A 25,267-nucleotide genomic window follows, 5' to 3' on the forward strand; every position below is an offset into this window, starting at 1 on the left:
ACTAAGGAAACGGTATGCGCGTGGTCGAAACAACCTGAGAGGCGTCGCCGCGTTACGGCAGCGACGCCCATGTGGTGGTATCAGCTTGTGAAGGTGAACTGTTGCGGCAGCGCCGGGCCGGGATTGGGCCATGTCCAGCTGTCGGGTTCCGTTTCCGGCACATTTCGCAGATTATTGCGAATGATGCCGAAACCACCAACGGCAAGGCAGAGGCCGATCGTCTCGAACTCTTCCGCCGCGATATCGAAGATTTCCTTCATCTTCTCGCCGCGTTTGGCAAGGTCGGCCGTCGAGCGGGCCTCGTCGAACAGCTTGAAACGCTTCTTCTGGCTTTCCGGCGGCTCTTCGCCCTTCTGGCCATTCGAGGTGTACCAGAGCGCCCACGGAATGGCGTAACGCGAACCCTGCGGGTGGAATGCGAAGAAATCGCGCGGATCAAGCATCGGGTCGAGACCGCCGGGGCCGGGCCAGACGGCAGCATCATGGGCGTTGTCATCGCCGCGTGTATAATAGAGCGCGCGTTCGATGGTGTTGACCTTGATGTCGACACCGATCTGCGCCCATTGCGCCTTCACCAGTTCCAGCGCATCGACCAGATCGGGATAGAGCGTCGGGATGACATCGATCGAGAAGAAGACGGGCTGGCCATCAGGCCGCAACCGCATGCCGTTGCCGTTCTTCTTGTCGTAACCGGCCTTGTCGAGAAGATCATTCGCCTTGTCGGCATCATATTCGGTGAACTGGCGCGCCAGCTTTTCATTATACCAGGGGTGTGTCGGGCGTGGTCCGGCCTGATACCCCTCGCTCTGGCTGAAATAGACGATGTCGATGATTTCCTGCCGGTTGAGCGCGATGGACAGCGCCTGACGGAAGGACTTGTCCGCGAACATCTTGCGCATTGCCGGGTCTTTGTGGGTGATGTTCAGGTAGATCTGGCATTGCTGCGCGGCAGACGGCACCAGAGTGAGCAGGCGATAATCGCCTTTTTTCATGTTCTGAGACAGGGTCGGCTTGTTGGCGAGAACGCTGATATGGCGCTCCTGAATGTCGATCTTGCCGGAAATGACGTTCAGCATCAGCGATTCGACATCCTGCGAAATGCCGAAATTGATTTCGTCGATATAGGGCAGCTGGTTGCCTTCGGTATCGACCTGCCAGAAGTACGGGTTGCGGGTCATGACCACCCGTGTCGCACCGCCGGAATAGGGTTCCTTCACCACCCACGGATCAAGGGTCGGCTTGTCGACATTCGACCAGCGGGACGGAATTTCGATATCACCGCACTTCGCCCGGAACAGTTCCGTCCAGCTGGAGACACCCGCAGCCTTCACATCGGCATCGAGCGCCGTGTTGTATTTAGGCAGGAACTTGCTGCAATAATGCTTGGGAAACAGCGTCGGATGCTGGCCGAGCGGCGTGGCGAGGTTTTCCAGATAAAGCGCATTCGGCGCTGCGAATTTGAACTTTACCGTGAAATCATCGACTTTTTCGACATCGACCGCCTTGCCCGCAACGGAGAGCTGCGCTGGCGTGGCGCTGTAAAGCTCCTTGTTCTTGATGCAGTCCTCGATGGCGAACACCACATCATCTGCGGTGAAGGGATGACCATCCGACCATTTTGCGCCTTCCAGCAAATGGAAGGTGAATTGCGAAGCATCGTCGTTGACTTCCCATTTCACCGCAAGGTTCGGCAGAACCTCGGTGAAGTCCATGTTCCAGCGAACCAGCCCCTGATTGCCGACCATGCGCAGGATGCCGTTATGGTCCGACGAACCGCGCAGGCCACGGCGCAACGTGCCGCCATAGGAGCCGATTTTCTCGTGCGGTGTCACCACCATCGGATTTTTCGGCAGACGTTCGGCCAGGGGCGGCAATTTACCGTCCTTTACCAGCGCCTCCAGTTGCGGCGCCTGCTTGCCGGCAGCAGCCCGCGCCGAGGTCCCGATGACGGAAAGGGCGGCCACGCCGCCAAGCCCCGCCATAAAGGTTCGGCGCGTTACGCCCAGTGAAAATGCTTCGCCATCGCGCATCGACAATCCTCCCAAAAAATCACCGGCAGCGAAACGGTTTTCACCGTACCGCAACAGCCCTCCCGGCCAGCCAGCACGCCGATCCTCCATCGGCAGGGGCAGACCATATGGGCGTTTTCAGATGATTACAAGTATTGACAGATTTTTACATATTTTTTATTCGTAGACCGGTTTTCAGGATCAGGCTTGAAGAAAAAGTCGGTACGACAGCCCCCTCGCTCACAAAAACCCCGGTATTTCTGTTGCGATTGAAATGCAGGAAACCCATTAACTTCAGCGATTTGCAACGGAAGGGCTGCTGATGGACAATCAAACCGCATCTGCTGCCGCTCGAGGCGAGACTCGGCTGAGCGACATCATCTACGAAAAAATCATCGGCATGATTTCGGACGGGCGGTTTCCCGTGAACGAACGGCTGCCATCGGAACAGAATCTGGCGTCGTTGTTCGGTGCATCCCGGCCGGTGGTGCGCGAAGCCCTGGAGCGGCTGCGAAACGATGGCCTCATCGTCTCCCAGAAAGGGTCAGGCTCCTATGTGCGCCAGCAGCCGGATTCGTCCGTGTTGCAACAGGTGCCTGTCGGCTCGCTTGCAGACGTGCAGCGGTTTTTCGAATTCCGGTCCGGCCTTGAATCTTCAGCGGCCGAACTTGCGGCGCGCAACTGGCAGGCCGCCGACAAAACCCGCATCGAGCAGGCTATTGCGGCGCTGGAACAATGTCTGGAACGCAACGATCTTGGTGCGGAGGAAGACTTTGCCCTGCACGAAGCCATTGCGAAGGCGAGCCATAACCAGTTCCACATCACGGTGCGGATCTGGTTCAAGCCGCATTTCGCGATCGGCCAGTCGGTGACACGCAGCCTCAGCCTCAAGCGGACGCCGCAACATGTGCGCGAGGTGCAGAACGAGCATACGGCAATCGTGGAAGCGATCTTTGCGCGCCAGGAGCAGGCTGCGCATGACGCGATGAAAGACCACATCCTGAAGGCGCGTGCCCGCATGTTTCAGGGCGTCGGCAGCTAGAACCGTTTCCGCAATTCGAAGGACGAGGCCCTATGGGGCAATGGAGAATAATCAGTGAGCCAGCCGCGCATCATAGAGCCGAAACTCCGCTCCCTTATCGATACGCCGTTGAAGGTTGGAGAATCACCGGCATGGGATGAGCGGACCGGCAATCTGTGGTTCGTCGATATTCTCGCCCCCGCCATTTTCTGCCTGCATCCGGGCGGAAAACTCGACAGATATGATATGCCTGCCCAGGTGGGATGTCTCGGTCTTTGCGACAATGGCCTGATCGTGGCGGGTGTGAAGACCGGCGTGCACCTTCTCGATCCCGTGAGCGGAAAACTTGAACTTCTGTGCGACCCGGACGAAGGGCGACCTGACAGCCGCCTCAACGACGGAAAGGTCGGCCCCGACGGCCATTTCTGGGTGGGGACCCGCGACGAGGCTGCGATACAGACAGGCAATGCGCGCCTCTATCGCGTCGCGCCGGATGGCGGCGTCGAACGCATCATCAATGGCGACATGTTCACCTCAAACGGGCTCGCCTGGAGCCCGGATGGCAGGCGCATGTATCATTCCGACAGCAGCGGGCTGATGTATCAGGCGTTCGATTTCGATGTCGCGACGGGCAGGCTCGGTCCGGCCGAACGTCTTCACGATTTCGCGCCGGACGAAGGCAGGCCGGATGGCGCGGCGACCGATTGCGAAGGCTGTTACTGGAGCGCCGGCGTTCAGGCCGGACGTCTCAACCGTTTTTCACCGGATGGCGAACTGTTCGAGATCTACAGGCTGCCGTTCAAAGGGCCGACCATGCCGTGTTTCGGCGGTCCGGACCTCAAAACGATTTATCTCACAAGTCTCGTCACCGAGACGGACGGAATAGCCACGCCAGGCACCCTCGTGGCCTTTGACGCGCCCGTTGCGGGGGCAGCCGTACACAAGTTTTCCATCTGAAGACACTTTCATCTTGAGGAAACCAGTTGATGACGACATTTGATTTTCGCCAGGCCCTGCACGGCATCTCCGGCGTTCCCGTAACAGCCTATGAGGCAGGCGGGGAAGTCGATATTGGTGTCACGACAGAGGTCTACGCCCGCGTTGCAAGGGCGGGCATCCACAACATCGTTGCCGCCGGCAATACCGGCGAATTCTACGCTCTCACACCGGCCGAGATTCTCAGGGTCTACGAAGCCGCGATAAAAGGTGTTGATGGCAAAGCCCCGGTCACGGCGGCGATTGGACGCTCGCAGCGCGAGGCTCTCGCCATGGCGCGCCAGGCAAGGGAGATGGGCGCATCCGCCGTCATGTCCCATCAACCGGTCGACCCCTTTGCGGCACCGCAATCCCAGATCGACTATTTTCTCGGCCTGGCTGACGGCAGCGAGCTGCCGCTGGTGGCCTATGTCCGTGCCGACGGTTTTTCGGTCGATGACATGGTGAGGCTTGCCAGCCATCCGAATGTTGCAGGCATCAAGTTCGCAACGACCGACATCATGCTTCTCTCACGCGCGATTGCCGCTTCCGATCCGAAGGGCGCGCTCTATGTCTGCGGCCTCGCGGAAAGCTGGGCCCCCGCCTTTTCGGCTGTCGGCGCACGCAGCTTCACATCCGGCCTCGTCAACGTGGCTCCGCAATTCTCACTGCAGGTTCATGAAGCCCTGACGTCAGGCGATTTTTCGGCGGCACGGAAGGTCGTTGAAAAGATCGAACTCTTCGAGCGGCTGCGGACGCGCTATCGCAACGGCGCAAACGTGACGGTGGTGAAGGAAGCCATGGAAATCCTTGGCCTCAGGGTTGGCCCGGTTCGAGCGCCGGGACTTGCCCGTCTGGACGAACAGGATCGTAAGACGCTTGAAGGGCTGCTCGCCAGCTGGCGTTGACAGACGAGTTACCGGCAAGCTGCATTTTGTCTATGTAATATGCCGGCCATCGGCCGGCATATTCGTTGCGGGTGGCGCAGCGATCCTGCGCCACCGAAGGGGTCATGGACGTTCAGCCGAACAGAGCCAGACTGCTCTTCACGGTTACCCACACGCCCCAGAGAAGCGGAATGCCGACCGCAATCCAGGCCAGTGCCGCCTTGGTGTCCAGCCCGCCGCGTCCGATGCCGAAGGAGCCCGTGGGGCCGGCATTGGCCGCCGCCGTCTTTGCCTGCAGCGCCGCGACCTCCGCGTCCGGCATGAACCACTTGTCCGAAAGCGGCCGCACGAAAGCATTGGCCACGAGGCCGATCGCCAGCATGCCCGCCAGGATATACATGGTGCTGGTGTAGAGCGCCGGCCCAGGTGCAACGCCCGCCGCGATCTGCGCTTCGCGGATGTAGTTGACCACGACGGGACCGGCAATGCCGGCAGTCGCCCAGGCCGTCAGCAGGCGGCCGTGGATTGCGCCGACGAACTGCGTGCCGAAGATATCGGCGAGATAAGCGGGAATGGTCGCAAAACCACCGCCATACATAGACAGGATGATACCGAAGGCCAGAACGAACAGCGCCTTGTTACCCATCGTCGCCAGCGTCGGCGCCAGCGCATAAAGAATGATGCCGAGAATGAAGAAGCAGAAATAAGTGTTCTTTCGGCCGATCTTGTCGGACATCGACGCCCAGAAGAAACGGCCGCCGATGTTGAACAGCGAAAGCAGGCCGGTGAAACCGGCCGCAATCGCCGCAATCTGCGCCTTCTGCCCGGCATCAAGATCCGCAAAACCCACACCGGGCAGGCCGATCAGCGAACCGGCGAAGATTTCCTGCAGCATGGGCGAGGCCATGCCGATAACGCCGATGCCCGCCGATACATTGAGGCACAGCACCGCCCAGATAAGCCAGAACTGCGGCGTCTTGTGCGCATCGCGCAGATGCACATGGCGATGGGTTATCATGGCGCTCTTGGCGGAAGGCGCCGTCCAGCCTTCCGGACGCCAGCCCGATGGCGGAATGCGGTAACCGAAGGCGCCCGCCATCATGAAGACGAAATAGATCAGGGCCATCACGACGAAGGTCTGCCAGACGCCGACCGAAACATCCGTCTTGAAGCTGTTCATCAGGAGATTGGCGAGCGGCGCGCCGATCATCGCCCCGCCGCCGAAGCCCATGATGGCCATGCCAGTCGCCATGCCGCGACGGTCCGGGAACCATTTGATTAGCGTCGATACCGGCGAAATATAGCCAAGGCCGAGCCCGACGCCGCCGATGACACCAGCGCCCAGCCACATCAGCCATAGCTGATGGGTCATGACGCCGACTGCCGCCACCAGAATACCGCCGCACCAGCAGCAGGCGGAAACGAAGCCGGCCTTGCGCGGCCCCACTCTTTCCAGCCAGCCGCCCCAAATGGCCGCCGAGCAGCCGAGAAGCACGAAGAACAGCGTATAGATCCAACCGAGGTCGGCCACGCGCCAGTTGCACTCGGTGGTGAACAGCGCGCCCAGAAGGGTAAGGCTGGAGCAGCTGGGGTCCGTCGCCGGCAGCGCCTTCGACAGCGGCAGCCAGAACACGCTGAAGCCATAGGCCATGCCGATGCATAGATGAATGGCAAGGGCCGCCGGGGGCACCAGCCAGCGATTGAAACCCGGTCTTGCGATTATTCGTTCGCGGTCCAAAAACCCGGCCTGCGCCGCCTCTCCCGCCGTTGCATCTGCTACTGCCATTGACATTACCTCCCTCGTGAATGTCTGGACATCTCAAGTTCACCCCGCCAGGCGAACATCGATATCACCGGACGTCCTCCTGTCCGGCGAAAAGTCTGATTTCCGGTCGTGCCGCTCACGCCCCCGTGTTTTCAGGTATGCTTGGTTCCGAAAGGGACTCGCCCGCAATTGGTCCTTTCCCGCCCGGCGCGCCCTTCGCATCATCGCCGAGACCAACCGCATCGGCTGCCGGATCACCGGGCCGCTTGATCTCCTTTGACGCCGCAAGCACAAGCGGCAGAAAATCACCGGCCCCGGCATCCACCATCTCGAAGAACCGGCGTCGCATGCGCGGCTCCCAGAACTTGTTGATGTGCGTGGCAACACCGTCGATGCGAATATCTTCCGGCTGCGACAGAAAGAATGTCGCGATCTGGTTCGCCATTCTCACCAGTTTTTCATCGGTGTGGTTGAGCAACATGACCTATTCCCCCGCGCCGACCGTCAGCCGACGCCTCTGTGTGTGACAAGGCCGGGCGCACCCGGCCCCTCCTTATTCCGCCGCTTCGAGCTTGCCGGCGATGCGCCGTGCACGGCGGCCAAGCGCATCATATTCCTCCTGCCATTCCGTCGGCCCGTTGGAGGGCGACACCTGCACGGCGGTCACCTTGTATTCGGGACAGTTGGTCGCCCAGTCGGAGAAGTCGGTGGTGATGACGTTTGCCTGTGTGCCGGGGTGGTGGAAGGTCGTATAGACCACACCCGGCGCCACACGGTCGGTGATCAGCGCTCTCAGCGTCGTGTCTCCAGACCGGCTGACGAGCTTGATCCAGTCGCCATCCTTCACGCCGCGCTGTTCGGCATCATGCGGATGGATTTCGAGACGATCCTCCTCATGCCAGACGACGTTTTCGGTGCGGCGTGTCTGCGCGCCGACATTGTATTGCGACAGGATGCGGCCGGTGGTGAGGAGCAGCGGGAAACGCGGCCCCGTGCGTTCGTCCGTCGCCACGTATTCCGTGCGGATGAATTTGCCCTTGCCGCGCACGAAACCGTCCACATGCATGATCGGCGAACCCTCAGGGAATTTCTCGTTGCAGGGCCACTGCACCGAGCCCTTCTCTTCCAGATAAGCGTAGGAAACACTGGCGAAGCTCGGCGTCGTCGCGGCGATCTCATCCATGATCTCGGACGGATGGGCGTAGTTCCACGCAAGACCCATGGCCTGCGCCAGCTTCTGCGTCACTTCCCAGTCGGCATAACCGTTCTTCGGCGACATGACCTTGCGCACGCGGTTGATGCGGCGCTCGGCATTGGTGAAGGTGCCGTCCTTTTCAAGGAAGGTGGAACCCGGCAGGAAGACATGGGCATAATTCGCCGTCTCGTTCAGGAAGAGATCGTGCACCACGACACATTCCATGGCTGCGAGACCGGCGGACACATGTTTCGTATCCGGGTCGGATTGCAGAATGTCCTCGCCCTGAATGTAGATGCCCTTGAAGCTGCCATCCACGGCCGCATCGAGCATATTGGGGATACGCAACCCCGGCTCGTTGTTGAGCTTCACACCCCAGAGTTTTTCGAAGACGTCACGCGTCGCATCGTCGGAGATATGGCGGTAACCCGGAAGTTCGTGCGGGAAAGACCCCATGTCGCAGGAGCCCTGAACATTGTTCTGACCGCGCAACGGATTAACCCCCACACCGGGGCGGCCGATATTGCCGGTCGCCATGGCGAGGTTGGCGATCGCCATGACAGTGGTCGACCCCTGGCTGTGTTCGGTGACACCGAGCCCGTAATAGATCGCGCCATTGCCGCCCTTGGCATAAAGACGGGCGGCGCCGCGCAACTCTTCCGCCGGCACGCCGGTGAAACTTTCGGTTTCTTCCGGGCTATGCTGGGGTTCTGCAACAAAGGCGGCCCAGTCCTCGAATTCCGACCAGTCGCAGCGCTCGCGGATGAAGGCCTCGTTGAACAGCCCTTCCGTGACGATGACATGTGCAAGCGAGGTCAGCACCGCGACGTTGGTTCCGGGCTTCAGCGGCAGGTGGAAAGACGCCTCCACATGCGGCGTGCGGACGAGATCGATGCGGCGCGGATCGATGACGATCAGTTTCGCGCCCTGACGCAGCCTCTTCTTCAGCCGCGAGCCGAAAACCGGGTGGCCATCCGTCGGATTGGCGCCGATGACAAGCACCACATCGGACTGCTCGACGCTGTCGAAATTCTGCGTGCCGGCGGAGGTGCCGAAAGCCTGCCCGAGACCATAACCCGTCGGCGAATGGCAGACGCGGGCGCAGGTATCGACGTTGTTGTTACCAAAGCCGGCGCGGATGAGTTTCTGGACGAGGAAGGTTTCTTCATTCGTGCAACGAGACGAGGTAATGCCGCCGATGGATTCCCGGCCATATTGCCCCTGAATGCGCCGGAACTCCGAGGCAACGTGAGAGAAGGCCTCCTCCCACGTGACTTCCCGCCATGGATCACTGATCTTTTCACGGATCATCGGGTTGAGAATGCGATCCCTGTGGGTGGCATAACCATAGGCGAAGCGGCCCTTGACGCAGGAATGGCCGCGATTGGCCTGCCCGTCCTTCCACGGCACCATGCGCACCAGCTCTTCACCGCGCATTTCCGCCTTGAAGGAGCAGCCCACACCGCAATAGGCGCAGGTCGTGACCATCGAATGTTCCGGCTGGCCAATCGCGATCACCGATTTTTCGGTGAGCGTCGCCGTCGGACAGGCCTGCACGCAGGCGCCGCAGGACACGCAGTCAGAGTCGAGGAACGCCTCATGCGCGCCGGGCGAGACCCGGCTTTCAAAACCGCGCCCTTCGATCGTCAGCGCGAAGGTGCCCTGCACTTCCTCACAGGCGCGCACGCAGCGGGAACAGACGATGCATTTGGAAGGATCATAGGTGAAATAGGGATTGCTTTCGTCCTTCGGCATCCAGCGGGCATTGAGATCGCCATCACCACCGCGAGCCTTGACGTGGTTGTCGCCTTCATACCCGTAACGCACATCGCGCAGGCCAACGGCACCCGCCATATCCTGCAGTTCGCAGTCGCCATTGGCGGCGCAGGTCAGACAGTCGAGCGGGTGATCAGAGATATAAAGCTCCATCACGCCCTTGCGGATCTGCTTCAGCCGCTCCGTCTGCGTGTGCACGACGAGACCGGCAGCGACCGGCGTGGTGCAGGAGGCGGGGGTGCCGTTGCGGCCCTCCACCTCGATAAGACAGAGGCGGCAGGAGCCGAAGGCATCCACCATATCGGTGGCGCAGAGCTTGGGAACATCGATGCCCGCTTCGCGCGAGGCGCGCATGATCGACGTTCCGGCCGGGACGGTTACCTGACGTCCGTCGATGGTGAGCGTCACCATGTCAGTCGCGAGGGATTTGGGGGTTCCATAGTCGAATTCTGTCACAAGGGCCATGGTCTTACTCCGCCGCTTCAACACGTGGGATGGGGGCAAAATCAGCAGGGAAATGCCGGAGCGCGCTCATCACGGGATAGGGCGTGAAGCCGCCGAGCGCGCAGAGCGAACCGAATTTCATGGTTTCGCAGAGGTCTTCGAGGAGTGCGGTGTTTTTCTCCCGCTCGATGCCGAGCGCGATCTTGTCCACCGTCTCGACGCCGCGCGTCGAGCCGATGCGGCAGGGCGTGCACTTGCCGCAGCTTTCGACGGCACAGAACTCAAGCGCAAACCGCGCCTGATGGAGCATGTCGGCCGTGTCATCGAAAACCACGATACCCGCATGGCCGATCAGGCCACCGGCAGCGGTAAAGGCCTCGTAGTCGAAGGTCGTGTCGAATAAGGAAACCGGGAAATAGGCCCCGAGCGGACCACCCACCTGCACCGCCTTGACGGGGCGGCCGGTGATCGTGCCGCCGCCGATATCATTGACCAGCTGTCCGAGCGGCAGGCCGAAGGCGGTCTCGTAAAGCCCGCCATGTTTGATGTTTCCGGCAAGCTGGATCGGGATGGTGCCATGCGAACGGCCGATGCCAAAATCGCGATAAAACGCCGCGCCGCGATCCATGATGACTGGAATGGAGGCGAGCGAAATCACATTGTTGACGACGGTGGGCTTGCCGAACAGGCCCTGCAGGGCAGGCAGCGGCGGCTTGGCGCGCACCGTGCCGCGTTTGCCTTCAAGACTGTTCAGAAGCGAGGTTTCCTCGCCGCAGACATAAGCGCCCGCGCCCATGCGTACTTCCATATCGAAGGCGCGGCCGGAGCCGAGCACGGACGGGCCAAGAATGCGTTCGCGCCGGGCGATCTCGATCGCCTGCTCCATGACCTTGATAGCGTAAGGATATTCCGAACGCGTATAGATGAAGCCCTTCGTCGCGCCAACGGCAAGGCCGGCAATCGCCATGCCTTCGATCAGCACGAAGGGATCGCCTTCCATGATCATACGGTCGGCGAAGGTGCCGCTATCGCCCTCGTCCGCATTGCAGACGATGTATTTCTGGTCGGCGACCGCATCCGCAACGGTCTTCCATTTGATACCCGTCGGAAAACCCGCGCCGCCACGTCCGCGCAGGCCGCTCTCGGTCACCTGGGCAACAATGTCCAGCGGTGCCATGGCGACGGCTTTTTCGAGGCCTTTCATGCCCTGATAGGCTCGATAATCCTCAAGCGACAGCGGATCGGTGACGCCGCAACGCGCAAATGTGAGACGCGTCTGGCTTTTCAGGAATGGGATATCCTTTGTCGGCCCGAGACAGAGCCGATGCTCGCCGCCGGTGAGAAACCCTGCATCGAAGAGCGAAGTAACGTCGCTCGCTTTGACCGGCCCGTAGGCAATACGGCCATGCTCGGTGCGCACTTCCACCAGCACCTCAAGCCAGAGCATGCCGCGGGAACCGTTGCGGACAATATGCACATCGAGATTGCGGCTGGTCGCCTCGCGGCTGATCGCTTCGGCCACGCGGTTTGCGCCGACGGCCAGCGCGGCGGAATCGCCGGGAATAAAAACGGTGACACTCATCGGCGCGCCTCCGCCAGAATGTCGCCAAGACAGTCCTCGTCAAGGCGGGCATGGACTTCGCCGTCCAGCATCAGGGCGGGCGCCTGTGCGCAAAGCCCGAGGCAGAAGACCGGTTCCAGCGTGACGGAGCCGTCAGCGGCGGTTTCGTGCCAGTCAAGGCCGAGCCGGGTCTTGATGGTGTCCGCAAGAGGCTCGCCACCCATCGACTGGCAGGCCTCGGCGCGACAGAGCTTTAAGACATGTCGGCCGGAAGGATGATCGCGAAAATCGGGATAGAAGGTTATGACGCCATGGACTTCCGCGCGTGAGATGTTCAGCGCGGATGCGATGATCTGTTTGGCGCTTTCCGGGATGTAGCCGAATTCTTCCTGCACCGCGTGCAGAATGGGCAGCAGCGGCCCCTCCAGGTGGAGATGTTCTTCAATCACGACGGAAACACGGGCCGCCTCATCTGCGGCAACCGCTCTGATATTCATAAGCCAGTCCTCCCAAACCGACGGGGGCAAGGAATGATGAGCGGGATATGGTGAAATCCCTTCGCAGCCCCTGCATCGTTTGGAAGAATGTCGAGATCGGCGGGATCAGGTCAATAATCAGTTTCCGTCAGTTGATAGGAAATTCCTATCAAACGCCTTTTCTGCAGCCCGCTGACGGGCCTCGTGAAGCAGCGCGGAAACAAGCGGCGTGTGTGGTTCGCGGTGTGTAGCAATCAGCCCCACGAGATGCTCCGCGTCCGGTTCGGTGATCGGAATGATTTTTATCTGTTTCGGGAAACCAAATGATTCCGCAAGGTTACGCGGCATTATTGAAGCCCATTGTCCGGTTCGTATATGAGAAAACAGTACGATCATGGAGTTGGATTCGAGCGTCGGCTTTGCCTCCACGCCTGCCTCGGCCATATGCTTGTTGATGATGCGACGGTTCTGCATATCCGAAGTCAATAGGCATAGCCTAAGACCGGAAACCTGCTTCCAGGTAACGCATTCCTGATCGGCGAGCGGCGTTCCGCCTGCCGTGATGAGGTGATATCGCTCCGAATAAAGCGGCACCGTAGTCACTCGGCCAAGTGGTTCGTTGTCGAGATAGCTGATTCCCGCATCGATCTCGAGGTTTTCGATCTGGCTCAACACCTGAAGCGAGGTGCGCGACGTGACTGAAAAGGTCACATCAGGATGACGCGCCTGGAAGGACTCCGTCAATCGCGGCACCATCGCAAGCGCCGTCGGAATGACGGCAAGCCGGATGTGGCCGGCCAGACCCTTGCGGGCTGCGCGCATTTCCTCACGCATGGTGCGCGTATCGCCAACGATGCGGCGCGCCCATTCGAGGACACGCTGGCCTTCCGGTGTCAGCCCCTGAAAACGCGCCGCACGCACCACCAGAACGACACCCAGTTGGTCCTCCAGCTGCCGGATCGCGGCCGAGAGACTGGGTTGGGAAACGCCGCACTCCTCCGCGGCACGGCCGAAATGCTCTGCTCGCGCCAATGCAATGAAAAATTCCAGCTTGTCGATCATGCGTCCTCCCGCGTGACTCGCGACCATGCGGATGGTGCGAGCAGAAGAACACTAAAGCGAGGCGGGGAAGCCCGCAAATGGATGCGGGTATTTTCCTGCAAACTGTGCGCTGACGACAAGACCGAATTCCCTCAAGCGGGGACAGCCATAGCGTCAGTCTGCTTTGACCTGTGGTAATCCACCATCCAGCGAGCTGGACTCAACGATGGAAACCGTGTCCCGGACGACGGGGTCGGCACCCTGCCCTCCCAATCGTGCGAGTTTCCGGCAGCAGGCAGGGAACATCCGACGCCTCAGCCGCCAGAACCTTCACTTGCCATCTGGATTGATGAAGTCGGTGATCGCGGGCGCCTTGAGGACGAACTGGCGATCCGAACTGATATAATTATCGGCGTGGAGGCGCGCAATCGGCTGATATCGGTCCGGATCGACATAACGCCCCTCCGCATCGAGGCAATCCTTGTGGACATGCATGTGCACGACTTCGCCCAATACCAGGGTACGGCGCGGATAATCGATCAAACGTTCCACACGGCACTCGAAGGCGCAGGGCGACTCCGCCGCAAAGCTCGCTTCGATCTTGCTGCAGGGTGTGGCTGTCAGTCCCGCAATCGAAAGTTCATCAACCTCGCTGTCGAAGCCGAGACCGCAGACAAGCATTTGTTCAGACAGCGCCATATCGACCATGTTGATGACAAACTCACCCGTGCGGCGAATATTGGCCATCGTATCCTTCTCCTCGCCCGTCTCACGCGGCTGGATACCGAGAATAACGATCGGCGGATCATGGGAGAAAACGTTGAAGAAACTCATCGGCGCGGCATTGTTGTGGCCTGCGGCCGAACGCGTCGTGACAAGCGCTATCGGCCGCGGGCCGATAAAATTGGTCAGCAAACGATAACGGCTCTGCGGTTCAAGCGCGGTAAAATCGAATTCCATGGGAGCACCTGATTTATTGTATACAATAATATTTCATATTGCGGACAATTTCTCAATCACCCTCATCGCGAGATGGTCGATTTTTGCCGCACCTGCTTTCTGGAAACCAGGAGGAGCAGCGAGCCTCCTAGCATTTTCCGACCCATGAATGAGCTCGCCATCCACCTATTGACTACCAGCTCTAATAAAAACTCCCCGACCTGGAGGGGACCGGGGAACAAACCTGACATCATGTCAGGAACTTTGACTGGAGCTAGTCACTCACCCGTCCGGAGACGGGGTGGATCTGAGTTGCCTACCCCTACTATGCTTTTTGCTTGTAGGTTCTATTAGAACGAACGCTGCAGACGGAGGAAGCCGGTCCACTGCTCAGGACGATTGTCGATGTCCAGATAGTTCGCGGTGAGCTTCGTGGTGAGACCATCGGTGATCTTGTAGTCAACCGTCAGGCCAGCCTTCCAGGCGTCGTTGTCGGAGAACTCATCCCAGGAAGCGATGCCATAGCCGCCGTAGTACTGGAAGCCGGGGGTGATCTTCAGCTTGTCGGTTGCCTTGATAGCGTATTCAGCAGCGACCGCCCACTCGGAGACGTTGTAGTAGGCGTTTGCACCAGAAGCCCAGACACCAGCCAGGCCGAGCGTGCCCGGACCAATACCAGCCGTCGCGATCAAGCGCACAGCACCGTTTTCGCGGTCGGTGTCGTAACCACCGATGAGCTGGAAGGCAAAGCCGTCGAGCTTTGCGCCAGCACCAACAACCACGCCGATATTGTTGTCGCGTTCGTTATACGAACCGACCGTAACACCTTCGAGTTCGTCGACAGAAACGCCTGCCCAGAAGGAACCAGCATCGTAGGTGTAGCGAACGGAGTTAAACGTCGCATTGGAGAAAAGTTCGTCCGTTTCACCACCGAGTTCTACACCGTCATCCCACCAGCCCGTGGACTTGCCAACTCTCAGGCCGGCAAGCTCGATGAAGGCCTGCTCAACGAAAACAGCAGAACCGAGGTTACCACTCGTACCCGCGGTCGAACTGCCAATGCCAGAGTCAGCGTTGCCACGGAAACCGATATAGCCACGCAGAGCGCCGAACTCGGTGTCGCTGCGGGTGTCGATGTTGAACTGGGCACGCGTCATAGAATCCCAGTCAGACGCACCTGATGCGTCCCGACCAAAATTGGTCTGGAAACGGATGTAACCCGAGAACTTCAGGCAGGTTTCGGTGCCGGGGATGTAGAAGAAACCGGTGCCGAAAGCGTCGCAGACGCGAACATATTCCAGGGGCTCGGGCTCGGCAGCGACGATGGCGTCAGCGGCCTGTGCGCCGGATACTGCTGCGAGAGCTGCAGCGGAGCCGATCAGAAGGCTCTTGATGTTCATTTTTAATCTCCAGTCAAAAATTTTTCAACAAATGCGCAAATTTGAGGGCTGGCCTTTCCCTGCCGCCCGCTTCCCTGCGCTGACTCAGCAAATGACAGATATTGCTGCAGACTCGCAATTCAAATCGGCGGAATATAAATACAGATAAAGTACTCAATCCAATTTCGTAGTAAAATTACAACAAATTAACAGTTTAAATTATAATATTTCTGAATATTATTTCACAATAATCAAATTCCTTACTTATAAATATTGCCGTTAATTACTAAAATATAAAAAGACAAAACAATGAACGCCCCGTCCTCCCGGGATCGGGAGGTGTCAGCACTCACGGGCATGGGGAGGCGAAGTGGTTTTCGCTGGGGAACAGGAAACGACGAAGGCGGCAAAACGTCTGCCCGGCATCTCCCGGAAAGCCACGTCTGGCCGATCTGAAACAATCGGCCGCCAGGGGCAGCCTATTTGCTGTCTTCGGGCAAGCCGGTGGGGAATATCGTCTTCTTAGCCAGCATGTCTTCGATCACCTCTGCGGGCACCGGCCGGCTGAAATAATAACCCTGGCCATAGGGGCAACCGGCCTCACGCAGAAATGTCGCCTGTTCGCCGGCTTCCACACCTTCGGCAATGACATCGATGCCCAGAGACCCGGCAAGCTGGATCATGATCGAGACGATGGCGCTGTCCTTGGTCTTTTCGGGCAGGTGGGTGAGAAACGAGCGGTCTATCTTCATGCAGGACAGCGGAAAGGTCTTCAGCATGCCAAGACAGGAATAACCGATCCCGAAATCATCCAGCGCCAGGCTTACGCCCATCTGTTTGATGGCCCGCATGATCCGGACCGATGTTTCGACATCCTGAATGATAAGCGTCTCGGTGATTTCGATTTCCAGGAGCGATGGCGCAAGGCCGGTTTCCTTCAGCACCGACCTGATCTGCTGCACCAGCCCGCCCTGAAACTGCCGCGGCGAGATATTGACCGCCATCTTGACGGGCAAGAGGCCGGCGGCCGCCCATGCCTGCGCCTGACGACAGGCCTTCCTGAGAATGCTTTCTCCGAGTTCCACGATCAGCCCGGTTTCTTCCGCAAGCCCGATGAATTCCGCAGGGCCAAGCAAACCTTCCGTGGGGTGCTGCCAGCGCACCAGCGCCTCCACGCCGCTGATTGCGCCACTGACAAGATCGACCTGCGGCTGGAAGTGCAGCACGAACTCGTCTCTCTTCACGGCCTTGCGCAATTCCTCGATGCGGGTGAACTTCTTCCTCAGATCATCCGCCATATTGGGGGTGAAGGTGGCAATGCTGTCGCGCCCGTTATGTTTGGCTTCATACATGGCAAGATCGGCGGCCGCGACGATTTCCGCCGTGGTTTCCCCATGCTCCGGGAAAAAGGCCATGCCGATGCTGCATGTGACCTTGATATCGTAGTTACCAATGCGCAATGGCTGCGAGACCGCGGCACGGATGCGCTGCAGCCGGGCTTCGACATCGTTCCTGCCTTCTTCAAGAATGATGACGAACTCATCCCCGCCTACCCGGAGAACGAGATCGTTTTTCCCGAGGCTTTTCGCAATCCGCTCGGCGGTTTTCGACAAAAGCGTATCGCCGATGCTGTGGCCGAGCGTATCGTTGATCTGCTTGAAATTGTCGAGATCGAGAAAGCCGATGCCGACCCGTCGGTGCGTCTTTGCCGCCGCCGCCAAAATTTCAGGCAATCTCGTATCGAGGAAACGACGGTTTGGCAGCCGGGTCAGCATGTCGTGATCAGCCAGAAAGGCGATATGTTCCGCCGCCCTTTTTCGGTCAATCGCCAGGCCCGCCATACGCGCCGCAGCGCCGATAAACTCCAGCAGCGCCGCCTCCGGCTTGCGGCTGGCCAGCATGCACCAGACGAAACCATGCGCCTTGCCTTCGCTGGCGGGAATATCGAAACTGAAGGCGATGTGTTCTGCCGGATGGGTGAGGCACTCAGGATCACTGACGCTGGAAACAAGAGCGGCCAGCCCCTCCTCCTGCGCAAGTGCGGGCGAGGCATAAACGGAAGGCTCCCCAGCTGCCGCATCGAACACCCGCACGGCGCAGATCAGTCCGGTTGCGAGATTTTCGATAGCCTTGACGAATTCTTCGAGAAAATCCTCGATACGCGCGGCGGCGACAATCATCTCAAGAATATGCGCCTGCGCCTGAAGCAGTCTTTCCGAAGCCTTTTTCTGGGTTATATCCCGCGAGGCGCCGACCACGCCGATGATGTTGCCGGCCTCGTCCTTCAGCGGCACGCGCGACATCATGAGCCAGCGGTCGATATCGCCACGCATGGCGCGTTCTTCGTAACCGAGATCCGGTTCGCCGGTGCGCATGACCCGCGCCTCGGTATCGGGAATGCCGGCACGCCGCGCCGCTTCACCGTTAATATCGTAATCGGTGAGCCCGATCAGTTGCTCGACCGTGTCAAAGCCATTTTCGGTGACGATGGCCCGATTGGCGAAAAGGAAGCGTCCTTCCAGATCCTTGGCATAGATAAAATCCGGTACGTGGTCGATCATCGCTTCCAGAAGCGCGTGCCGGTCGGAGGGATTGGCATTCTCGCTCATGGCAGGAGTGGCAGATGGCGTGACACCGCGCTTTTTTCGCGACATCCGGTTCTGCTCGGCTGTCTTCGGGCCTTTGGAACGCACCTCTCCGCCTCATTACTTTGCAAGGAAGCAGAATAGTAAGATTATACGTGTTATATAAATATGAACGGCGGGAGGAGATTGCCGGGAAACCCGCCCTTTGCAACTGGCTCCATAAAGCCGCGCCTGCCTGAATGGAAACGGCGCAGCAGAAGCTGCGCCGTCAGGCTATAGGGGGCAATTCATTGTCCGTCACACCACCGGCGTCGGCAGCTCTTTGCCGGCAAAATGCGCATCGAGATTGGCGAGAACAAGATCGGCCATGGCGCGCCGCGTCTGGTGCGTGCCGCTGCCGACATGCGGGGCGAGTGTGACGTTATCGAAGGCGAAAAGCGCTTCCGGCACCCGCGGCTCATCCTCGAAGACATCCAGCGCCGCGCCACCGATTACGCCGTTCGAAAGCGCTTCGACCAACGCCTTCTCATCCACGAGCGAACCGCGCGCCACATTGACGAGCACGCCCTGCGGTCCAAGGGACTTCAGCACATCCGCATTGACGATATGGCGCGTTTCGGCGGTGGCGGCGGCGGCGATGATCAGCACGTCGCAATTGGCGGCCAGCGCTTCGATGCTGTCATAATAGTCATAGGCAACATCGCGGCGGCTTCGCGCGGTGTAGGAAATGTGCGCATCAAAGCCTTCGAGCCGCTTAGCGATCGCCTGGCCGATGCGGCCAAGGCCGAAAATGCCGTAACGGCGGCCGGCGACGCGGGTGGAAAGCCCCATATCGCCCTTCAGCCATTGCCCTGTGCGAACGTGCTGATCCGCCTGTGGCAGCTTGCGCGCCTGCGCCAGAACGAGGCCAAGCGCGAGGTCGGCAACATCGGCCGTCAGCACGTCAGGCGTATTGGAGACGCGGAAGCCCCGCCGTTTCGCTTCAGCCAGATCGACCTTGTCGAAACCAACGCCGTTGATGGCGACGATTTCAAGATTGGGAAGCGCCGCGCCGATATCCGTCGGCAGGCCGATATGGCCGCCGGTGACGACGCCGCGGATCGCGCCGCCCTTTTCAGCAAGGAACGCCGCCTTGTCTGCGGCTTCGAACAGGCGATGCACGGTGAAGCGCTCGGCAAGTTCCTGTTCCAGTGCCGGGATAAGCGGGCACAGTTGCACGATTTCAGTGGTCATGGAGTTTCCTTTGCGCCGGTGAATTACTTCACATCGGCCTTGACGAATTGCCGGAGTTCCGGCGTTTGCGGATTGGCGAACAATTCAGAAGAACGGCCCTGCTCCCAGATCTTGCCCTTGTGCATAAAGATGGTTTCGGTCGCCACGCGGCGCGCAAAGGCCATTTCATGGGTGACGAGGATCATCGTCATGCCGTCTTTCGCGAGGTTTTCCATCACGGTCAGCACTTCCTCGGTCAATTCAGGGTCGAGCGCCGAGGTCACCTCGTCGAACAGCATCACCTTCGGCCGCATGGCGAGCGAGCGGGCAATCGCCACACGCTGCTGCTGGCCGCCGGAAAGCTGGTCGGGATAGGAATCAAACTTCTCCGACAGGCCGACGAGCTGCAGGACCTCGCGGGCAATATCCTTCGTTTCGGATTTCGCCACATCCTTGACGATGCGAGGGGCCAGCATGATGTTTTCGCCAACGGTCAGATGCGGAAAGAGATTGTAGCTCTGGAACACGATGCCGACATCGGTGCGCAGCTTGCGCAGCGCCTTGGCATCTTCTCCGATAGCGTGACCTGCAATTTCAATACGACCGGAATTGATCTTCTCCAGCCCGTTCATGCAGCGCAGCAGCGTGCTCTTGCCCGAGCCGGAGCGGCCGATGAGGGCGAAGACTTCACCACGGCCGACCGTCAGCGACACGCCTTTCAGGACTTCCAGAGCGCCAAAGCTCTTGTGAACGTTTTCAACGATTACTTCCGGCATGAAGCCTCCTTTCCAGCCAACGCGACAGCTGGGACAACGGGTAGCAGACGATGAAATAAAGCACGGCCACCGCGACGAAGACGCGGAACGGCTGGAACGTGGCATTGTTGATGAGCTGCCCCGCTCTCGCCAGTTCGACGAAACCGATGATCGATGCGATGGACGTATTCTTGACGACCTGAACGGCAAAACCGACGGTCGGCGGCAGGGAAATGCGGATCGCCTGCGGCAGGATAACGTAGCGATATTGCTGGGCGCGGGTAAGCGCCAACGATTCCGATGCTTCCCACTGCTGCTTCGGCACCGCCTGGATGCAGCCGCGCCAGATTTCGGCGAGATAACCTGACGTATAGATCGTCATCGATGCGCCGGCGGCGATCAACGGCGGCAGTTCCAGTCCGGCAAGGCTGAGGCCGTAATAGGACAGGAACAGGATCATCAGCACCGGAATACCCTGGATCACCTGAATATAGGTGCCGGCGGCAATGCGCAGCGCCTTGAAATTCGAGGTGCGGGCCAGCGCCACGAAGAAACCGACGAGGCCGCCGCCGATGAGCGCAATGATCGTCAGAAGCACGGTCCATTGCAGGGCGGTCAGCAGGAAGCCGAACTCGTTCCAGCCGAAAGTTCGAAGAGTCATGACTGCACCTCCGGCATGGCGGTCATCGTCTTGCGGGCCACGCGGCGGCCGAACAGCCACATGCCGACAAGGGCAAGGATCAGTCGCAGGCTGAGCGCCAGCGCAAGATAGATGAGCGTGACGACGATATAGACCTCGAAGGAGCGATAGGTCTGCGATTCCACGAAGGCTGCGGCGGCCGCAAGCTCATGGGTGGAAATGGCCGAGCATATGCTCGATGCCAGCATCATCAGCACAAACTGGCTGCAAAGCGAGGGATAGACCTTGGCGATGGCAGGCACGAGGATGACGTGACGGTAGATCTGGTATTTTGTGAAGCCCAGAGCCTCGCCCGCCTCGATCTGCGACTTGTGCACCGCCTCGATGCCGGCGCGGATGATTTCCGTCGAATAGGCCGCAAGATTGATCGTCATGCCGATCAGCGCTGCCGTATCCGCCCCGACGCGAAAGCCGAGACCGGGCAAACCGAAATAGACGATGAAAAGCTGCACCAGAAACGGCGTGTTGCGGATCACCTCCACATAGGCGTCCACGATGATACGGACGATGCCGCCATTGATGGAGCGCAGCGAGGCTAGAAGAATTCCGAAAGCGCAGCCCAGCACGATGGAGAGGACCGACAGCTTGATCGTCAGCCATATGCCGTTCAGAATCTCATTCTGATATTGGGCGAGCGCGCCGAATTGAAAAGTATAGGACATGCGTCACTCCGTTGACATTTCCCGGCCCGCCGGAATGTTCCCCGGCGGGCGCGTTGAAAGGCTCAATCAGAAGCTTGGCAATTGCGGCAGCGGACGGCCGGTCCACTTCACCGAGATACGGTCGAGATCGCCCGACATCTTCATGAGATAGATGGAGGTGTTCAGCCATTGCCGCAGCTCGAAATCCTCGATCTTCGTCGCCATGGAATTGCCCTGCTGGAAGAAGGTGAAACCAACCTGCAGACCGGCTTCCGGACGCTGCTTGATGATCGCTTCGCCAACCGTGGACGGCAGGGCCACGGCATCTACCTGACCAGCAAGCAGAGCCTGGGCGCTGGTGGAATCGTCCTCATAGACAACGATTTCGAGACCTTCGACATTAGCCTTGCGCAGCGCGGTTTCCTGCGAGGAACCGCGATTGACCGAAACGCGCTTGCCCTTGAGGCTGTCGAGATTTTCGAACTTCTGGTCCTTGCCGGAGATGATGTCCATGTTGAACGCACTGTAGGGCTGCGTGAACATGACGGTCTTGGCGCGTTCGCCGGTCGGCGCAAGCGTCGCGACAAGGAAATCGACCTTGCCGGTCTGAAGTGCCGGGATACGCGCCGGCGGTGTCAGCGGCACCAGTTCCACCGGCAGCGACAGGTAAGAGCCGATCAGGTTGGCGACATCAACGTCATAACCGGAAGGATTGCCCTTCTCGTCCACCATGCCCATCGGCGGTGCACCGGTGAGAACGCCGATCTTGACCTTGCCACGCGCCGTGATCTCGCTGAGCGAGACGGCATGGGCGGACGTGGTGGCAGCAAGCGAAGCTGCAACAACACCGACTGCAACGGTCATGTTCTTCAGAAATCTGGATATGCTCATGGTTTCTCCTCCAACCCTATAGTGGCTGCCCAAAGTGGAACAGCGGCCTTGCGCAAACCGGAAAATGTTCTCGATAACATTTTAACGCGATTGACTAAAAACTCCTCCCAAGAAACCGCGAAAGCACAAAACCAGATGAATTCCCTATGAAATTCAACAATTTCGGCTGGTTATCGATTTTCCTCTGCTCGACACCGTTTCACGTTCTTGGCAGGACCAATAATGCATGTTATCGGTATCATTGCAAGTCCGATCTACAGAACTGTTTCGGTCGGCATTCATTCGGGAGGAAACATGTACACACGCTCGGCAATTTTCGAAGGCAGGATTCACCCCGGTCGGGAGGAGGAGTTTTTCCGCATCGTGGAGGAGAAATTGCTGCCGGTGTGGAAGCGCATGCCGAACGCGCAGGCCGTGCGGGTGATGCGCACCGAGCGCACCGACCCGGATGCGGCCTCGATCATCATGGTGCAGGAAATCGACTATCCGTCGATGGAGGCGGTGGAGGAAGCACTGGTTTCTCCCGTCCGGCTGGAAGGCCGCGTGCTGACGGATGAGATGATGAGCATGTGCGACGGCCGCTTTTACCATCTGGTCTATAGCCGCGTCGCATAAATCCGGTGCACGCCGCACCGATATGCAATCATGCGGCGTGCTTTCCCCTGATATCTTCGTGTATGTCTTGTCCTGAACCGGTTCGAATTTAGGGAGACATGCTTTGGTGGAGCGCACGCCCTTGGCCGCAGCGTTAGTCACGTCAAAAAAAGCTACCATGAGCGACGTCTCGAAACTCGCGGGCGTCTCCAAGATGACCGTTTCGCGGGTGCTGGCCGATCCTGCGCTGGTGTCTGAAGAGACACGCCAGAAGGTGATGAAGGCCATCGAGAAGCTCGGTTATGTGCCGGATCGAATCGCCGGATCGCTTTCCTCCCGCCGTACCAATTTCATCACCGCCATCCTGCCAACGCTCACCAACTCCAACTTCGCCGATAGCGCTCAAGGGCTTGCCAATGCGCTTCGCGCGGCCGACTACCAGTTGCTGATCGGTTACACCATGTACGATCTGCAGGAGGAAGAGCGCGTCATCCGCACCATGATGGAGCGCCGACCCGATGCCATAGTGGTCGCCGGCACGGTGCATACCAAGATGGCGAGCGAAGTTCTGATGCGCGCCGGTATCCCCATCGTGGAAATCTGGGACGTTCCCGAACACCCGATCGATCATGCTGTCGGTTTTTCCAATTACGAAGTGGGAAGAACCGCCGCCAAACATCTGATATCACTTGGATTTAAAAGAATCGGCGCGCTCGGCTCAAGAGCCGATGGCGACGTGAAGGACTGGCGCGGCGAAACCCGCCTTCTCGGTTTTGGCGCGGCGCTGCGCGAAGCCGGCATTGCCGACGATCTCATCATCCGCGAAGGCAGTGCGCCGGTCTCCTATGACCACGGGGCAAAGACGCTCGGCTCGCTGCTGGCGAAGGAACCGGATGTCGAGGCGATCTTCGCAGTCTCCGATATTTCCGCCGTCGGCGCGCTGATGGAATGTCACCGTCGCGGCATTCATGTGCCCGAACAGATTTCCATCCTCGGCTTCGGCGATTTCGACATCGGCAGGCAATGTTATCCGGCGATTTCTACAATCAGGGTCGACGCCCAGATGATCGGCCGCAAGGCGGGCGAATTGCTGCTTTCGATATTGGAGGCAGAAAAGGACGCTGCCATTCCCGAGGGTGCGCGGGTGGATGTCGGGTTCGAGCTGATCGTGCGGGAGACGACGAAGCGGGCGGGCGGCTAATCCACTCTCTTCCCTCACTCCTGTGCTTGTCACAGGAATCCAGCCGACACGCGTCTGCGCGGCGAAAGGGAGTTTTCAGCCCAAGGACTTGGGCTGACTGGATCCCCGTGACAAGCACAGGGATGAGGGAAGCGCGGTGTATCGCGCTTACCGCGCGCCCCAGGTATCCGTCAGCCGATACCCCTCCGGCCATGGATCAGAGGGATCAAGCATGTGCTGGTGGATGCCGGTAATCCAGCCGCGGCCGGAGATTTCCGGCAGGATGGCCGGACGGTCGCCGACCTTGGTGGTCCCAAGAATACGGCCGGTGAAGGTGGAGCCGATCAGCGACACCGCCGTCAGCGTTTCGCCTTCCTTCATTTCACCGCGCGCATGCAGCACCGCCATGCGGGCCGAAAGCGCGGTACCGGTTGGCGAACGATCCACCTTGCCCGGCTGGATGGCGACGGCAGCACCAGCCCGCAGGCCTTCGGCCGTGCGCTCCACCTTGCCCGCGAACAGGCAGAATGAAAAATGCCGCCAGTCCGGGTTTTCGGGATGGTCGAAGCCCAAAGCCGTGTTGGCGGCATTGGTGATGCGTACGCCGAGGCGGGCAATGTCATGCGCCTCTTCCGGCTTCAGACTGAAACCCATAGCCTCGGCATCGACGATGACGAAGCTGTCGCCGCCATAAGCGGTATCCACCTTGAGCTTACCCAGGCCTTCGACCTCGAGTTCGGCATCGAGTTTCGCGGCGAAGCTCGGCAGGTTCTGCACGAAAATGCGCTCGGCCTTGCCGTTGCGGCATTCGGCGCGCACTTTTACCAGCCCGCCGGGGGCTTCCAGAAGCATATGGGTTTCCGGCTCCTGCATCGGCACGATGCCGCCATCCAGAAGCACGGTGGAGACGCAGATGGAGTTGGAGCCGGACATGGGCGGCGTGTCTTCCGGCTCCATGATGATGAAGGCGGCGTCCGCGTCAGGATGTTTCGGCGGCACCAGCAGGTTGACGTGGCGGAACACGCCGCCGCGCGGCTCGTTGAGCACGAAATTACGCAGGGTCTCATCACGGGCGATGAAACGGCTCTGTTCCCAGATCGTCTCACCCGGTGGCGGCTTTACGCCACCGACGATCACATCCCCCACCTCGCCCTCCGCATGGGCGGAGATGACGTGAACGGTCTTGATACTGCGCATTGAATTCTCCTCAAGAGCATTTCCAGTAAAAGTGCGTAGCGGTT

The 25,267-nt window shown here is 59.5% G+C and carries 22 protein-coding genes; 6 read left to right on the plus strand and 16 right to left on the minus strand.

Features of this window, described 5'->3' with window-relative positions:
- Positions 1-80: 80 nt before the first annotated feature.
- Positions 81-2,030: an ABC transporter substrate-binding protein gene (locus DA915_RS17685; protein ID WP_003505681.1), complete on the minus strand. Its 1,950-nt coding sequence runs from the start codon at positions 2,028-2,030 to the stop codon at positions 81-83.
- A 301-nt stretch (positions 2,031-2,331) separates the two neighbouring features.
- On the opposite strand from DA915_RS17685, the gene DA915_RS17690 reads away from it, so the two are divergent.
- The 3 genes from DA915_RS17690 to DA915_RS17700 are packed head-to-tail and all read left to right on the plus strand — an operon-like array spanning position 2,332 to position 4,913.
- Positions 2,332-3,051, plus strand: a complete 720-nt coding sequence (locus tag DA915_RS17690; protein WP_020009865.1) for a FadR/GntR family transcriptional regulator — start codon at positions 2,332-2,334, stop codon at positions 3,049-3,051.
- A 54-nt stretch (positions 3,052-3,105) separates the two neighbouring features.
- Positions 3,106-3,987 (plus strand): SMP-30/gluconolactonase/LRE family protein, encoded by an 882-nt coding sequence (locus tag DA915_RS17695; RefSeq protein WP_107676769.1) that lies wholly within the window; start codon positions 3,106-3,108, stop codon positions 3,985-3,987.
- Between the two features lie 29 nt (positions 3,988-4,016).
- Complete coding sequence (locus DA915_RS17700) at positions 4,017-4,913, plus strand: dihydrodipicolinate synthase family protein (RefSeq protein ID WP_107676770.1); 897 nt, start codon at positions 4,017-4,019, stop codon at positions 4,911-4,913.
- A gap of 112 nt (positions 4,914-5,025) precedes the next feature.
- Here the strand turns inward: DA915_RS17700 and DA915_RS17705 are convergent, their stop codons facing one another.
- The 8 genes from DA915_RS17705 to DA915_RS17740 all read right to left on the minus strand — a co-directional run bounded on the left by DA915_RS17705 (position 5,026) and on the right by DA915_RS17740 (position 15,489).
- The gene (locus DA915_RS17705; RefSeq protein WP_035212898.1) at positions 5,026-6,678 is read right to left on the minus strand and encodes an OFA family MFS transporter; all 1,653 of its coding nucleotides are present in this window, start codon (positions 6,676-6,678) and stop codon (positions 5,026-5,028) included.
- Between the two features lie 115 nt (positions 6,679-6,793).
- Positions 6,794-7,138 (minus strand): formate dehydrogenase subunit delta, encoded by a 345-nt coding sequence (locus tag DA915_RS17710; protein ID WP_087747043.1) that lies wholly within the window; start codon positions 7,136-7,138, stop codon positions 6,794-6,796.
- A 72-nt stretch (positions 7,139-7,210) separates the two neighbouring features.
- Positions 7,211-10,093, minus strand: a complete 2,883-nt coding sequence (gene fdhF / locus DA915_RS17715; RefSeq protein WP_087747041.1) for a formate dehydrogenase subunit alpha — start codon at positions 10,091-10,093, stop codon at positions 7,211-7,213.
- Positions 10,094-10,097: 4 nt separating this feature from the next.
- Complete coding sequence (locus DA915_RS17720; RefSeq protein WP_107676771.1) at positions 10,098-11,654, minus strand: NADH-quinone oxidoreductase subunit NuoF; 1,557 nt, start codon at positions 11,652-11,654, stop codon at positions 10,098-10,100.
- Positions 11,651-12,130, minus strand: coding sequence for a formate dehydrogenase subunit gamma (locus DA915_RS17725; RefSeq protein WP_107676772.1), 480 nt, complete (start codon positions 12,128-12,130; stop codon positions 11,651-11,653). The genes DA915_RS17720 and DA915_RS17725 overlap by 4 nt, the downstream gene beginning before the upstream one ends.
- Before the next feature lie 117 nt (positions 12,131-12,247).
- Positions 12,248-13,171 carry a LysR family transcriptional regulator gene (locus tag DA915_RS17730; protein ID WP_020009858.1) on the minus strand — a complete coding sequence of 308 codons (924 nt, stop codon included), beginning with the start codon at positions 13,169-13,171 and terminating at the stop codon, positions 12,248-12,250.
- Positions 13,172-13,480: 309 nt separating this feature from the next.
- Positions 13,481-14,110, minus strand: a complete 630-nt coding sequence (locus DA915_RS17735; protein WP_107676773.1) for a flavin reductase family protein — start codon at positions 14,108-14,110, stop codon at positions 13,481-13,483.
- A gap of 329 nt (positions 14,111-14,439) precedes the next feature.
- On the minus strand, positions 14,440-15,489 hold the full coding sequence (locus tag DA915_RS17740) for a porin (RefSeq protein WP_107676774.1): 1,050 nt from the start codon (positions 15,487-15,489) through the stop codon (positions 14,440-14,442).
- Here DA915_RS17740 and DA915_RS28970 point away from each other — a divergent pair.
- Positions 15,482-15,637 (plus strand): hypothetical protein, encoded by a 156-nt coding sequence (locus DA915_RS28970; RefSeq protein ID WP_192886589.1) that lies wholly within the window; start codon positions 15,482-15,484, stop codon positions 15,635-15,637. The two genes, DA915_RS17740 and DA915_RS28970, sit on opposite strands and share 8 nt — an antisense overlap.
- A 310-nt stretch (positions 15,638-15,947) precedes the next feature.
- Here the strand turns inward: DA915_RS28970 and DA915_RS17745 are convergent, their stop codons facing one another.
- The 6 genes from DA915_RS17745 to DA915_RS17770 form a co-directional block, all read right to left on the minus strand.
- Positions 15,948-18,122 (minus strand): bifunctional diguanylate cyclase/phosphodiesterase, encoded by a 2,175-nt coding sequence (locus DA915_RS17745; RefSeq protein WP_107676775.1) that lies wholly within the window; start codon positions 18,120-18,122, stop codon positions 15,948-15,950.
- A gap of 228 nt (positions 18,123-18,350) precedes the next feature.
- Complete coding sequence (locus DA915_RS17750) at positions 18,351-19,286, minus strand: 2-hydroxyacid dehydrogenase (RefSeq protein WP_107676776.1); 936 nt, start codon at positions 19,284-19,286, stop codon at positions 18,351-18,353.
- Positions 19,287-19,309: 23 nt separating this feature from the next.
- The gene (locus DA915_RS17755; RefSeq protein WP_003521699.1) at positions 19,310-20,041 is read right to left on the minus strand and encodes an amino acid ABC transporter ATP-binding protein; all 732 of its coding nucleotides are present in this window, start codon (positions 20,039-20,041) and stop codon (positions 19,310-19,312) included.
- Positions 20,022-20,681: an amino acid ABC transporter permease gene (locus DA915_RS17760; RefSeq protein WP_020009852.1), complete on the minus strand. Its 660-nt coding sequence runs from the start codon at positions 20,679-20,681 to the stop codon at positions 20,022-20,024. The genes DA915_RS17755 and DA915_RS17760 overlap by 20 nt, the downstream gene beginning before the upstream one ends.
- Positions 20,678-21,382 (minus strand): amino acid ABC transporter permease, encoded by a 705-nt coding sequence (locus DA915_RS17765; protein ID WP_107676777.1) that lies wholly within the window; start codon positions 21,380-21,382, stop codon positions 20,678-20,680. Before DA915_RS17765 ends, DA915_RS17760 begins: the two co-directional genes overlap by 4 nt.
- Before the next feature lie 66 nt (positions 21,383-21,448).
- Positions 21,449-22,252 (minus strand): transporter substrate-binding domain-containing protein, encoded by an 804-nt coding sequence (locus DA915_RS17770; RefSeq protein ID WP_020810902.1) that lies wholly within the window; start codon positions 22,250-22,252, stop codon positions 21,449-21,451.
- 294 nt (positions 22,253-22,546) lie between these two features.
- On the opposite strand from DA915_RS17770, the gene DA915_RS17775 reads away from it, so the two are divergent.
- Positions 22,547-22,867, plus strand: coding sequence for a hypothetical protein (locus DA915_RS17775; protein ID WP_003505663.1), 321 nt, complete (start codon positions 22,547-22,549; stop codon positions 22,865-22,867).
- Between the two features lie 157 nt (positions 22,868-23,024).
- On the plus strand, positions 23,025-24,047 hold the full coding sequence (locus DA915_RS17780) for a LacI family DNA-binding transcriptional regulator (protein ID WP_107676778.1): 1,023 nt from the start codon (positions 23,025-23,027) through the stop codon (positions 24,045-24,047).
- Between the two features lie 147 nt (positions 24,048-24,194).
- Here the strand turns inward: DA915_RS17780 and DA915_RS17785 are convergent, their stop codons facing one another.
- On the minus strand, positions 24,195-25,223 hold the full coding sequence (locus tag DA915_RS17785) for a proline racemase family protein (RefSeq protein WP_107676779.1): 1,029 nt from the start codon (positions 25,221-25,223) through the stop codon (positions 24,195-24,197).
- Between the last annotated feature and the right edge of the window lie 44 nt (positions 25,224-25,267).

The sequence above is a fragment of the Agrobacterium sp. LAD9 genome (genome assembly GCF_003031125.1).
GTDB classification, from domain to species: Bacteria; Pseudomonadota; Alphaproteobacteria; order Rhizobiales; family Rhizobiaceae; genus Agrobacterium; species Agrobacterium radiobacter.

Excerpts from the sequence above, each read along its gene's own strand:
- DA915_RS17785 (WP_107676779.1), bottom strand. The coding sequence starts at position 25,223 with ATGCGCAGTATCAAGACCGTTCACGTCATCTCCGCCCATGCGGAGGGC.
- DA915_RS17755 (WP_003521699.1), bottom strand. The coding sequence starts at position 20,041 with ATGCCGGAAGTAATCGTTGAAAACGTTCACAAGAGCTTTGGCGCTCTG.
- DA915_RS17780 (WP_107676778.1), top strand. The coding sequence starts at position 23,025 with ATGAGCGACGTCTCGAAACTCGCGGGCGTCTCCAAGATGACCGTTTCG.
- DA915_RS17720 (WP_107676771.1), bottom strand. The coding sequence starts at position 11,654 with ATGAGTGTCACCGTTTTTATTCCCGGCGATTCCGCCGCGCTGGCCGTC.
- DA915_RS17705 (WP_035212898.1), bottom strand. The coding sequence starts at position 6,678 with ATGGCAGTAGCAGATGCAACGGCGGGAGAGGCGGCGCAGGCCGGGTTT.
- fdhF (WP_087747041.1), bottom strand. The coding sequence starts at position 10,093 with ATGGCCCTTGTGACAGAATTCGACTATGGAACCCCCAAATCCCTCGCG.
- DA915_RS17770 (WP_020810902.1), bottom strand. The coding sequence starts at position 22,252 with ATGAGCATATCCAGATTTCTGAAGAACATGACCGTTGCAGTCGGTGTT.
- DA915_RS17685 (WP_003505681.1), bottom strand. The coding sequence starts at position 2,030 with ATGCGCGATGGCGAAGCATTTTCACTGGGCGTAACGCGCCGAACCTTT.
- DA915_RS17750 (WP_107676776.1), bottom strand. The coding sequence starts at position 19,286 with ATGACCACTGAAATCGTGCAACTGTGCCCGCTTATCCCGGCACTGGAA.
- DA915_RS17700 (WP_107676770.1), top strand. The coding sequence starts at position 4,017 with ATGACGACATTTGATTTTCGCCAGGCCCTGCACGGCATCTCCGGCGTT.
- DA915_RS17690 (WP_020009865.1), top strand. The coding sequence starts at position 2,332 with ATGGACAATCAAACCGCATCTGCTGCCGCTCGAGGCGAGACTCGGCTG.
- DA915_RS28970 (WP_192886589.1), top strand. The coding sequence starts at position 15,482 with ATGTTCATTTTTAATCTCCAGTCAAAAATTTTTCAACAAATGCGCAAA.
- DA915_RS17740 (WP_107676774.1), bottom strand. The coding sequence starts at position 15,489 with ATGAACATCAAGAGCCTTCTGATCGGCTCCGCTGCAGCTCTCGCAGCA.
- DA915_RS17775 (WP_003505663.1), top strand. The coding sequence starts at position 22,547 with ATGTACACACGCTCGGCAATTTTCGAAGGCAGGATTCACCCCGGTCGG.
- DA915_RS17710 (WP_087747043.1), bottom strand. The coding sequence starts at position 7,138 with ATGTTGCTCAACCACACCGATGAAAAACTGGTGAGAATGGCGAACCAG.
- DA915_RS17745 (WP_107676775.1), bottom strand. The coding sequence starts at position 18,122 with ATGTCGCGAAAAAAGCGCGGTGTCACGCCATCTGCCACTCCTGCCATG.
- DA915_RS17760 (WP_020009852.1), bottom strand. The coding sequence starts at position 20,681 with ATGACTCTTCGAACTTTCGGCTGGAACGAGTTCGGCTTCCTGCTGACC.
- DA915_RS17735 (WP_107676773.1), bottom strand. The coding sequence starts at position 14,110 with ATGGAATTCGATTTTACCGCGCTTGAACCGCAGAGCCGTTATCGTTTG.
- DA915_RS17765 (WP_107676777.1), bottom strand. The coding sequence starts at position 21,382 with ATGTCCTATACTTTTCAATTCGGCGCGCTCGCCCAATATCAGAATGAG.
- DA915_RS17730 (WP_020009858.1), bottom strand. The coding sequence starts at position 13,171 with ATGATCGACAAGCTGGAATTTTTCATTGCATTGGCGCGAGCAGAGCAT.
- DA915_RS17725 (WP_107676772.1), bottom strand. The coding sequence starts at position 12,130 with ATGAATATCAGAGCGGTTGCCGCAGATGAGGCGGCCCGTGTTTCCGTC.